Genomic DNA, 11,917 nt, shown 5'->3' with positions numbered 1-11,917 from the left:
GTTTTTGTTTGAATAATAAATAACTCTTTTATACCAACATACTCATCGGCTCTTCAAGCAGCTTTTTCACTGTTAGCAGGAACTGAGCGCCTAATGCTCCGTCTACAACGCGGTGGTCAGCAGAAAGGGTTACTTTCATGATGTTTTGCGGATAGACCGTTCCATCTTCTTTGAAAGCTGCGACTTTCTTGATCGCGCCGATGGCCAGGATGCAGGAATCCGGCGGGTTAATGATCGCAGTAAATTCATCTACACCGAACATGCCCAGGTTTGAGATCGAGAATGTATTTCCTTCCCAGTCCTTAGGCTGCAACTTTTTGTCTTTCGCTTTGCCGGCAAGATCTTTCACTTCCCCGGAAATTGTCGACAATGTTTTCTTGTCGGCATCACGGATCACCGGAACGAGGAGACCTTCGTCAACCGCTACGGCCACACCGATATTTACGTAATTGTATCTTCTGATTTTGTCTCCCAACCAAGCTGAGTTAACGGCAGGATGTTGTTTCAACGCCACTGCGCAAGCTTTGATCACCATATCATTGAAAGAGATCTTAGCAGGGCTCACCTCGTTCAGTTGCGGACGCAATGCCATGGCCTTATCCATGTTGATTTCCATTGTCACATAGAAATGCGGCGCGGTGAACAAGCTGTCGCTCAGTCTGCGGGCGATGGTTTTACGCATTTGCGAGATAGGCGAATCTGTGAAGTCACCATTTGCTGGGGCGCTTGCAGCAGACTGTTCAGATTTCGCAGCAGGAGCTGACGCAGATGCCGCCTGAGCAGGCGCTTCTGTTTTTGCAGCAGGGGCTGCCGCAGCAGGTTTGAACTCATCCACATCGCGTTTCACGATGCGACCGTTGTCGCCACTGCCGCCAACCTGGCTCAGATCAATTCCTTTTTCGTCTGCCAGACGTTTAGCCAATGGTGATGCCTTGATCCTGTCACCGGAATCAGCGACAGAAACCGTTTTGTCAACGCCATTTGAACCGGACTCAGCAGCAGGAGCCGCTTTGCCTTCGTCGGTTGCATCAATGTTTTCAACTTCCGCACCACCTTCACCGTTTTCACGGGCCAGCAATGCTTCTACATTAGCGCCCTCTTCACCGATAACCGCGATAATGCCGTCAACAGGAACAGATTCGCCGTCTTTAATTCCGATATATAGCAGCGTTCCGTCTTCGTACGCTTCCAGCTCCATCGTCGCCTTGTCAGTTTCAACTTCGGCCAGGATGTCACCTGATTTTACTTTATCTCCAACCTTTTTCTGCCATCCTACCAATGTTCCCTCTTCCATCGTGTCGCTCATCTTCGGCATTCTGACAACGACTGCGTTGATTTTCTCAGCTGGGGCCGCAGGAGCTGCTTTCTTTGCAGGTTCCGGCGTCGCCGTTTCAATGGCAGCGGCTGGTTTTGCTTCTTCTTTGGCCGGTTCTGCACTTGCCTCTGCTTTCGCTGCACCATTTGTGCTTCCACCTTCGAGCAACGACTTATAGTCTTCGCCTTCGGAACCAACAACCGCCATAATGCCGTCTATCGGAACCGCATCGCCCTTGTTAACACCAATGTATAGAAGAGTGCCGTCATAATAGGACTCAAGATCCATAGTTGCTTTGTCAGTTTCCACCTCAGCAATAATTTCACCTGATTTTATTTTATCGCCAACTTTTTTGTGCCATTCTGCGATAACACCTTCTTCCATGGTGTCGCTCATCTTGGGCATACGAATTACTTCTGCCATATCGCTTGTTAAGGTATTTTAGTTTCTTGGTCTAAAAATTTGAATTCAGTCAAAATTACAACAAAACGCGGATAGGTCTTGCCTTTCACGCCATAAAATTGACCAGGACAGCGCTCGGCTGAATATTTATGATTTAATCAATTGATTTTCAATACGGCCATAAACGCCTCCTGCGGGATTTCCACATTACCAACCTGGCGCATGCGTTTTTTACCCTTTTTCTGCTTCTCCAAAAGCTTCCTTTTACGGGAAATATCACCGCCGTAGCATTTCGCCAAAACGTCTTTCCGCATCGCTTTCACCGTTTCACGCGCAATGATCTTTTGACCGATTGCCGCCTGGATAGCGATTTCAAACATCTGGCGCGGGATCAGTTCTCTCAGTTTTTCACAAAGCTTTTTACCCCATTCATAAGATTTTGATCGGTGAACGATGGCAGAAAGCGCATCAACAGGCTCGCCATTCAGCATAACGTCCAGCTTCACCATGTCCGATTCCTGGTAACCCGCCAGTTCATAGTCCAAAGACGCATAACCTCGGGAAATTGTTTTTAGTTTATCAAAGAAATCAAAAACGACCTCCGCAAGCGGAATAAGGAATTGAAGCTCAACGCGTTCCGAAGTCAGGTAAACCTGGTTTTTCAGAATGCCGCGTTTGTCCATACACAAGTTCAGAATCGCGCCGATGTAATCGGATTTCGTGATGATCTGTGCGTTGATATAAGGCTCCTCAATCGAATTAATATGATTTGGATCAGGCATTTCCGAAGGCGCGCTGATGTTCAACAACTGGTTCTTTGTATTCGTCACACGGAACTGCACCGAAGGCACCGTGGTGATAACCGTCATATCAAACTCACGTTCCAGACGTTCCTGCACGATCTCCATATGCAGCATTCCGAGGAATCCGCAACGGAACCCGAAGCCTAATGCCGCAGATGTTTCCGGTTCCCAAACAAGCGCGGCATCATTCAGTTGCAGTTTTTCCATGGCCTCACGCAACTCTTCAAACTCGCTGGTGTCAACCGGATAGATCCCGGCGAAAACCATTGGCTTAACCTCTGAAAAACCTACAATTCCTTCACTTGCAGGCCTGTCAATGTGCGTGAATGTATCGCCTACTTTAACTTCCTTAGCCACTTTAATCCCTGAGATCAGGTAACCTACGTCACCGCATTCCACCACTTGCTTCGGGATTTGTGCCAAACCTAATGTTCCGATCTCGTCGGCAATGTATTCCTTGCCCGTCGCCATAAATTTAACGCGATCGCCTTTTCTGATTGTCCCGTTTTTAACCCGGAAAATAACTTCGATCCCACGATACGAATTGAAAACCGAGTCGAAGATCAATGCTTGCAAAGGTGCTTTCGGATCGCCTACCGGAGCCGGAATTCTTTCTACAATCGCGTTCAGAATGGCCTCAATGCCGATTCCTTCTTTTCCGCTGGCAGGAATGATGTCATCCCGATCGCAACCGAGCAGATCGACCATTTCATCCTTGATTTCCTCCGGCATAGCGCCCGGTAAATCTATTTTATTTAAAACCGGAATGATCACCAGGTCGTGGTTGATCGCCAGATATAAGTTCGAGATCGTCTGGGCTTCCGTTCCCTGCGATGCATCCACGAGCAGCAATGCGCCTTCGCAGGCAGCAATGGAGCGCGAAACTTCATAAGAAAAGTCGACGTGGCCCGGCGTATCGATAAGGTTGAATGTATATTCTTCTCCTTTGTAAGGATAAGTCATTTGGATAGCGTGGCTCTTGATCGTGATGCCGCGCTCGCGTTCCAGGTCCATGTTATCAAGTAACTGGGCCTGCATTTCGCGTTTGCTTACAGTATTTGTAAATTCCAGCAATCGGTCTGCCAGTGTGCTTTTCCCGTGGTCAATATGGGCAATGATGCAAAAATTACGGATTTTCTTCATGAAAGTAGTTACTGTTCCAATGTTTGGCTCGTAAAAGTCTGAGGCAAAACACCTGCAAAATTACGAGGGTAATTAATATTTCAACAGCTTTTCTCATTGAAGTTCAAACTTAACGCAAATACGCACCCTAAATGAAAGCAAAATGCCTGATCTGAAACAGTCAGGCATTTTTTAATTACAATAAAACAAACGGTTCAATCCACAGAAACCATCGCCTTGATCACACCATTCGCAGGATCCAGCCAGCCTTCAAACTCGTCCTTCACCTGACCAAAAGCCACCCGGTGCGTAATGTAAGTGGTAGGATCTATAAAGCTGTTTTTCATACTGCTGATCACATGCTCAAAATCAGCGCGGGTAGCATTCCGGCTGCTCATTAATGTGGCTTCCCGCTTGTGGAATTCGGGATGACTGAAACTGATATCCCCTTTTTGGAGGCCCACAAGCACATATCTGCCGCCATGTGCCAAGTAACTGAATGCGGTGTTAATCGCTCTCAGATTGCCCGTTGCATCCACGATAACCGTTGGCATGTCGCCATTTGTGATTTCGGCCAATTTTTCCAAAACATTGTCATTCAATGCATTGATCGTATGTGCTACGCCCAGTTTTTCACGGCAGAAGGCTAATCTTCCATCATTGATGTCCAGCGCAATCACATTCGCTCCGGCAATGCGCGCGAATTCCATCGTTCCTAGCCCGATCGGCCCGGCACCCACGACCAGCACCGTTTCATTTGGCTCCACATTTGCCCGCCTGATCCCGTGTGCGCCGATTGAAAGCATTTCAACAAGCGCCAATTCGTCAAAGCTCAAACCGTTTCCATGCACGAGCGAATAGGAGGGAACCGATAAATATTCAGACATCCCGCCATCAATATGCACCCCAGAAACCCGGATGCTCGTGCAGCAATTAGGCTTATTGTTCCGGCAGGCAATGCATTTGCCACAATTGAAATAAGGAATAAAAGTAACTGCTTCACCAACCGAAAACCCCGGCGCTCCGTCCGTTTCGACAATTTCCCCGGCCAGTTCATGACCGAGAATGCGCGGATAATTGAAAAAAGGCTGCGTTCCCTCAAAAGCATGCAGATCTGTCCCGCAAATGCCGATCCTTTTAATCTTTATAATGGTATTCCCCGGGGTTAACGCTGGTTTTTCTGCCTGCTGATAAGCAAATTCCCCGGGTGTTGTACAAACCAAAACCTCCATAGCTGAATGGAATTAACTTCTATTTTATGTTGAGAATATTAAGAGTTAGCCAACGCACGATCCAGATGAACATAACCACCGTCCACATAAATCAGCTGGCCCGTTGTATGACTCGAACGTTGCGACAGCAGAAAAACAGTCATATTAGCGATTTCTTCGGCCGTTGTCATCCGGTTTTCCAAGGGAATGTGCGCCGTAATGGAAGCCAGTTTTTCTTGTGGATTGGGCAGCGTTTCGATCCATCTTTCATAGAGCGGCGTCCAGCATTCAGCCACAATAACCGAATTGACACGGATACCATATTTCAGGAGCTCCACCGCCCACTCACGGGTAAGTGCATTGCGTCCGCCGTTGGATGCAGCGTAAGCCGATGTGCCTCCCTGACCTGTATCAGCCGTTTTTGAACTGATATTGACAATGGAACCTTTGGAAGCTTTCAGCGCTGGCAATGCATAATGTGCCATGAGATAGTAATGCACAACATTTTTATGCAACGAAGCCATAAATGCTTCATAATTACCACTTTCGAGGCCCACGCCATCATTTACACCTGCATTGTTCACCAGCCCGTCGATGCGGCCGAATTTTTCTATAACAGCTGCAACGGCCTGCTCGCAAGCTTCGGGCCTGGTAAGCTCGGCAACCACCTGGAATGAGGACGTTCCTTTGGCGGAAAGCTCGTCAACCAATTTTTGATTATCAGCAGCATTGCGGCCAACTATAACGGGAATAGCGCCCTCGTTGGCCAGCACATGCACAATGCCTTCACCAATCCCTTTTGCGCCACCCGTTACGATGACGACTTTATCTTTTAATTGTAAATCCATAATAGAGAATGTTAGCAAGAATACGGACGACTTTTAATGGGAAGCACCCAGCGTCACATGTTTAATTGAATTGTTTTTGATCGCAAAATAAAGAACAACCAGGAAGCAGACCGCCGGAACGATATAGGCCGTTTGTATAGACGAAATATCAGAAACCTGACCCATAATAACCGGGAAAATCGCTCCGCCAACGATAGACATAATAACCAGTGAAGACCCGATTTTGGTCTTTTCTCCCAGTCCGCGGATACTGAGCGCAAAAATTGTCGGGAACATAATGGACATGAAAAACTGAACGCCTACCAATGCATACACCGCAACCATGCCTTCGGTAAGGACGGCCAGGATAAGCAACGCAACATTAATAATACTGTAAAGTGCGAGTAAGCGCGGCGGAGCAACAAATCGCATTAAATATGTGCCGATAAACCGGCCGATCATAAAGCTTAAAAATGCTCCTGACAGCACATATGCAGCCGTTTTTTCATCAATGCCTGCGACTTTGTCCGAAAAACGAATAAAAAAACTGCTGATACAAACTTGCGCACCAACGTAGAAAAACTGTGCTATAACGCCTAAAATCAGGTTTTTTTCTGACCATATGGAGCCGCTGATCTTGCCGCTGTCGTCCGTTTCCTCCTTGATTTCAGGCAATTGCGTGCGCCAGATCATTACCGCAACCAACAAAACCACAACTCCTATAACCAGAAAGGGTATTTGAACCGAAGAGGCTTCTGCATTGAGGTAACTGTTCAGCTGGTCCGCAGACATCGATTGCTCTTCCTGCTCAGATAGTGTTTTACCCGAGAGGATAAAAGTCCCGCCCATTAACGGCGCTAAAAAAGCAGCCAAACCATTGAATGACTGTGCAAAATTAAGTCGCTGCGTAGCCGACTCACTGTCTCCAAGAACGGTTATATAAGGGTTGGCAGCCGTTTCCAGCAATGTTAAACCGCTGGCAATCACGAACAAGGCAAACAGGAAGAAGCCAAAATGCCTCATTTCGGCAGCGGGATAAAACAGGAATGTGCCAAATGCAAACAAAAGCAGCCCCAGGGTGATCCCGGCCTTGTAACCGAACCTTTTCATAAAAAGCCCGGCAGGCAATGCAATCAGAAAGTACGCGATATAGGAAGCCGAATCAATAAGTGCTGATTGAAAGTCGCTTAGCTGACATGCTTTCTTTAAATGCGGAATGAGGATGGGGTTGAGATTAAGGGCAAAGCCCCAAAGAAAAAATAACGAAGTAATGAGAATGATAGCCAGCCGTGTTTTACGATCGGTCATAGAGGTCCGTAGTTAGTAATTAATAACAAGATATAGTAACGTCGCTTCGCCGCGTATCTACTTGACCAGGGCCGAATTCTTTTGGCAATTTATCACCCAATTAAACATTCAGCAACCTTATAAGGACTTCTCTTTTTCTCCGCGAAACCTCTATTCTTGTCCCATCCGAAAGCACAACAAAATCATTGCTGTTGGAGATGCGGATAACATGCTCAGCATTAACCAGGTGGGATTTGTGTGTTCGGATGAATTTGAATTGTTCGAGAATGTACTCGAAATATTTGAGCGTTTTGGTAGCAACAAAAGGTTTTACCTGATCCGTGAAATGGATAACCGAGTAGTTGCGGTCGGACTCGATGCGAATGATCTCTGCAAGCGGGAAGAAGAAAACGCCCTTACTAGAGCTAACCGTCAGCCGGAACTCTTTGGAGTTTTTTTTCTCCGCGCCGCCTATGAAATGCTCATATGTCTTTGGCCTTCTGGGCTTCAAATTGCGCTTCACGAGATAGCGCTGGATCGCACCGACGAGTTCTTTCGGATCAATGGGTTTCATCAGATAATCCAGCGCACTGAACCGGAGAGCCTGAATAGCATGTTTACTCTGGCAGGTTGTGAAAATGACCTCAAACTGCGGGTTTTTCAAACTTATCAGCAATTGAAACCCGTTTTGATAAGCCATTTCGATATTCAGAAATGCAATATCAGGCTCATAGTCATTCAATAGCTCCCGTGCTTTGGTTGCTGACGCAGCGAAGCGGATTTCAGATACTTCCGGGACAAACTCGATGATCAGCCGATGCAGGAAACTCCTTGCCTTTTGTTCATCATCAACAATTAGAATTTTGATCATACCAGGCGGGCGAGGCACTTTTAATGCAAAGCCTATTGCACTTTTCTCGCATTCCAAAGTATTGGTAATTGAGAAAAGGCCGCCTTTCGGATGTGCGAACGGCCGTTATGGTTGATTCATTGGCTAATGTTCGGCTCCGTACTCCAAAGGTTTCTTCTGAAAGCTGTAAATCAGGTAGAACAATGCAGGCAAAATAAAAACGCTGCCGATCAGCAATGCGAGTGCCAGAGCCTCCATCGTTTTCTCCTGTCCGCTGTGTTCGAGCAGCGATAAATAACCGCCTCCTTTTAAGATCACAATGTTAGGAAAATGCTTGTAAGTGGTTGTCAGCAAGATCATTGTTACCTGAAACCCTGCAAGCGGCCGCAACAGAACAAGCTTGCCCTGGTAAAGCAGCGACCACATCCAGACCAGCGAAAGCGTAGCTGAAACAATGGCGATCCGCCCGACCCAGTTTCCAAAGACCCAGTCGATCAGCGGAATGTGTTCGATATAAGCGGCAATAAAAACGAGGATTCCGCATATGACAGCAGCAATATTGAAAAACTGCGCTTTGTGTGCAAACCGCAACCGGTCCTGATCATTATCCGTTTCACCGATCAGATACACAGAAGCCAAAAAGCCGCAAATAGCCACAGTGAACAGTCCGACCGAAACCCCGAACCAATGCAGCCAGCTGAAAATATAAGCTGAAAGAAATGTATCAGCCTGTGGATCAATGTGGCCGGAGACGGCGCTTCCTGCAATGATGCCTAGAAATAGGGGCGTTATGAAGCTTGATATGGCAAATATCGTGTTGTACAAATACTGCATATCATCTACAACCGCATCATAATGTCGGAAAGTAAAGGCTGTCCCACGTGCTATAATGCCCAGAAGCATGATGGTAAGCGGGATATGCAGGTGCACAGACATGGTTGAATAAATTACCGGAAAACCTACAAACAGGATCACAATGGCAATGATCAGCCACATGTGGTTCGCTTCCCAGATCGGCCCGATAGCGCCGTATAATGTCTTGCGGGTCACCGCTTTATTTTTACGTGAGGTAAAAAGTTCGATGATCCCGGCGCCATAATCCGCCCCGCCCAGCAACAGGTAGAGGAGGATGGAAGTCCAGAGAAAGGTGATGACTATGTAGAGCATTTTGATTTAAATGTGTGACCGGGTTGCCGGCGGTGATTGAATGTTTGACCGGGTCGCCGGGCGATGAGTGACGGGGGCGCCGGGCGATGTGCTCCGTTGGATTCTTATCTCGGCTTGTCGTATAGCGTTCCTACCATTTTGATTTGACGGTAGAGCATGAAAATTACGACTAATGCTAATGAGACATACACGGCGCTGAAAAGGTAGAATGAGTAGGCTATGCCAGGCATGGGGGTTACGGCGTCGGCGGTCCGCATGACGTTGTGGATGATCCAGGGTTGTCTGCCCACTTCTGTTACGGTCCAGCCAGCTTCCACGGCGATGAAGCCCAGCGGCGTTGCTGCAACGAACAATTTCAACAGCCACGGACTGGCGAGCCAGTTTTTCTTTTTCCAAAGCGCAATAAAATAAAGGACAGCAACCAGCATCATTGCCATGCCCATGCCGACCATAATCTGAAACGCATAATGCGTGATGGCTACCGGAGGCTGATTTTCTTCGGGAATTTTATCCAGTCCTGTCACTTCTGATTCAAAATCACCGTGTGCCAGAAAGCTCAGGAAGCCAGGCAATTTTATGGCGTAATCCACCTTTTTATTCTCTTCGTCAGGGATGCCGCCGACGATCAGGGGCGCCGATTTTTCGGTATGGAAATGCGCTTCCATCGCCGCAAGCTTGGCAGGCTGGCGAATGGCCACGTCCTTGGCCGAAATATCACCGCTTAATGGTTGCAAAATCGCAGCTACGCACCCGAATATCGCGGCTATTTTAAAGGATTTGGTATGAAAAAGCACATTCTGACCTTTCAGGATCATGAATGCGTGTACGCCCGCAACCGCAAAACCCGTGGCCACAAACGCAGCAATGGTCATATGAAGTGCCTGCGAAAACCACGCGTCATTGAACATGGCTTCGATAGGGTCAATGTTAATATATTGGCCGTTGACAAAATCAAAACCAGCCGGACTGTTCATCCACGCATTGGCAGCCACTACCAGGATTCCCGATGCAAGTCCGCTTACGCCGACAATGACGCCGGTGAACCAGTGGAACCATTTGTTAAACCTGTCCCAACCATAAAGGAAAAAACCCAGGGCAATGGCCTCAATAAAAAATGCCGTTCCTTCCAGCGAGAACGGCATTCCGAATATGGGGCCTGCGTGTTTCATAAATTCCGGCCATAAGAGCCCGAGTTCAAACGAAAGGACCGTCCCGGAGACGGCGCCTGTCGCGAAGAAGATCGCAACGCCTTTGCTCCATGCTTTGGTGACGTTTTTATAAACAATGTTGTCAGTCCTGAGCCAATAGTAGTGCGCTACGGCCATAAAAAACGGCATCACCATGCCAATACAGGAAAATATAATGTGAAAACCCAGCGAAAGGGCCATCTGAGATCGGGCAGCTATAAAATCATCCATTGTGGAATTATTTTACTAAAAAATTGGAGGTCTCCAAAAACTTCCGGCACCAAAACCGGCACCATCCAAAACTAGTGAAGTCTTATATCAAGAACCAGTTTTTTGGTAAAAAGGATCAGGAGAAATGACGTTACCCGTTCCGCTTTTCAGCCAGCCTTTTCTTCACAACATCTGCCGGGTATTTTAATGCGAGTTGCCTTATTTCGTAGGTGAATTCTTTGAATGTTTCTTCCCAGACTTCGGCTTCGCCGGGTTCGTAGTTGTAGAATCCGTGGGAGTTGGCGATACCTCGGCCGCCTTCGCGGACTACTTTATCGATCAGTTCGGGGACTTCGGTGCTGTTGTTTAATGTAGGGAGCAGGTTTTTCATGACGGTGTGATATGCAGGCACGCCAGTCAGGTCCATCCAGCGGAAAACACCGACCAATGTCATGAAATAGCCTGCGTTGTTGCGGCACGAGCGGTCGACATCTTCAATGGTCGCGTAACCATTTTCTACCAGACTGATCGCCTCGCGATACATGGCATACATGAGCCGGTTGGTGATAAATCCGGCAATGTCTTTTCTCACCAGGATTGGCTCTTTTCCCCATTTATAAGAAAGTTCGTACAGAAATTCTGCGTTTTTAATGTCCGTATCATCCCCGCAGATCACTTCCAGAAACCGCGTAGTATGCGCCGGTTCAGTCCAATGCAATCCCAGAAAGCGCTCAGGATGAAGCGTTAGCTTTTGCAGCTGACTAATTGGAATAGCAGAAGTGTTGCTCGACAACAATGCATCCGGCGCAATAACCGTTTCAACTTTTTTATATACTGAATTCTTAATATCAATGTCTTCAATCGTGCATTCGTTAACAATTTTGCACGGTTTCAGCTCGGCGTAATCCTCGGTAATGATGAGGTTTTTAAAATAGAAATCCGGACCATTTTCAATGAGTCCCTTTTCTTTTGCATTTTCCAGATGTTCCCGAATCCTTCTTTCCGCATGAAGCAGATCCGCGCTCACAGGCGCAACGGCAATTACGGGATGGCCGACAATCAGCAGGCAGGTCACAATACTGCAACCCATTAATCCCAAACCCACTATGCCGACCGGTATTTCATTTGGATTCATTTCAAGAACATTTATATAAAAGATGAAACAAAAAGGACTTATGAGGAGCTTCCTACTACAAAAAAAGGAGCCCTGGAATCGCAATTCCAGGGCTCTTAACCTATTATTTACTCTGTATTTCAAACCGGGTCTATCGTGACCATCTATCTACTTCACTTTCCACTTCTTCACGGGTCTTTCCTAGTTTCTTTTGAAGCTTTCCAAGAAGTTCGTCTTCTTTTCCATCTTCATATAACAGGTCGTCGTCGGTCAAATCTGCATATTGTTGTTTGAATTTGCCTTTCAGCTCGTTCCAATTGCCTTTTACTTGTTGTGTGAAAGCACTCATGACTTTTTCTATTTAAATTTAAAAAGTAGCCTCGTTAGAAGCATTGAACTACACACAACAGTTCAAACATCAT

At 47.0% G+C, this 11,917-nt stretch carries 10 protein-coding genes; all 10 read right to left on the bottom strand.

The annotated features are described in order from the left end of the window. Window positions 1-28 precede the first annotated feature (28 nt). Entirely contained in the window at window positions 29-1,738 is a 1,710-nt protein-coding gene (locus NFI80_RS10860) for a pyruvate dehydrogenase complex dihydrolipoamide acetyltransferase (RefSeq protein WP_235163060.1), read from the bottom strand. A gap of 137 nt (window positions 1,739-1,875) precedes the next feature. Continuing rightward, window positions 1,876-3,663: a translation elongation factor 4 gene (lepA, locus tag NFI80_RS10855; RefSeq protein ID WP_233795976.1), complete on the bottom strand. Its 1,788-nt coding sequence runs from the start codon at window positions 3,661-3,663 to the stop codon at window positions 1,876-1,878. 194 nt (window positions 3,664-3,857) lie between these two features. Further along, on the bottom strand, window positions 3,858-4,874 hold the full coding sequence (locus tag NFI80_RS10850) for a zinc-binding alcohol dehydrogenase family protein (protein WP_235163061.1): 1,017 nt from the start codon (window positions 4,872-4,874) through the stop codon (window positions 3,858-3,860). Between the two features lie 38 nt (window positions 4,875-4,912). After that, window positions 4,913-5,701 carry an L-fucose dehydrogenase gene (locus NFI80_RS10845; RefSeq protein ID WP_235163062.1) on the bottom strand — a complete coding sequence of 263 codons (789 nt, stop codon included), beginning with the start codon at window positions 5,699-5,701 and terminating at the stop codon, window positions 4,913-4,915. 33 nt (window positions 5,702-5,734) lie between these two features. Beyond that, window positions 5,735-6,988: an L-fucose:H+ symporter permease gene (gene fucP / locus NFI80_RS10840; protein WP_235163063.1), complete on the bottom strand. Its 1,254-nt coding sequence runs from the start codon at window positions 6,986-6,988 to the stop codon at window positions 5,735-5,737. A gap of 100 nt (window positions 6,989-7,088) precedes the next feature. Further along, complete coding sequence (locus NFI80_RS10835) at window positions 7,089-7,838, bottom strand: LytR/AlgR family response regulator transcription factor (RefSeq protein WP_235163064.1); 750 nt, start codon at window positions 7,836-7,838, stop codon at window positions 7,089-7,091. 123 nt (window positions 7,839-7,961) lie between these two features. Next, window positions 7,962-8,984 (bottom strand): cytochrome d ubiquinol oxidase subunit II, encoded by a 1,023-nt coding sequence (locus NFI80_RS10830; protein ID WP_233795981.1) that lies wholly within the window; start codon window positions 8,982-8,984, stop codon window positions 7,962-7,964. 104 nt (window positions 8,985-9,088) lie between these two features. After that, the gene (locus tag NFI80_RS10825; RefSeq protein WP_235163065.1) at window positions 9,089-10,402 is read right to left on the bottom strand and encodes a cytochrome ubiquinol oxidase subunit I; all 1,314 of its coding nucleotides are present in this window, start codon (window positions 10,400-10,402) and stop codon (window positions 9,089-9,091) included. Window positions 10,403-10,532: 130 nt separating this feature from the next. Continuing rightward, window positions 10,533-11,516 carry a 3-hydroxyacyl-CoA dehydrogenase family protein gene (locus NFI80_RS10820; RefSeq protein ID WP_235163066.1) on the bottom strand — a complete coding sequence of 328 codons (984 nt, stop codon included), beginning with the start codon at window positions 11,514-11,516 and terminating at the stop codon, window positions 10,533-10,535. A 130-nt stretch (window positions 11,517-11,646) separates the two neighbouring features. Beyond that, window positions 11,647-11,844 carry a CsbD family protein gene (locus tag NFI80_RS10815; protein WP_026630426.1) on the bottom strand — a complete coding sequence of 66 codons (198 nt, stop codon included), beginning with the start codon at window positions 11,842-11,844 and terminating at the stop codon, window positions 11,647-11,649. Window positions 11,845-11,917 lie beyond the last annotated feature (73 nt).

The sequence above is a fragment of the Dyadobacter chenhuakuii genome (genome assembly GCF_023821985.2).
GTDB classification, from domain to species: domain Bacteria; phylum Bacteroidota; class Bacteroidia; order Cytophagales; family Spirosomataceae; genus Dyadobacter; species Dyadobacter chenhuakuii.
The sequence above is the reverse complement of the archived record's forward strand: the minus strand, read 5'-3'. Positions and strand labels throughout refer to the sequence as shown.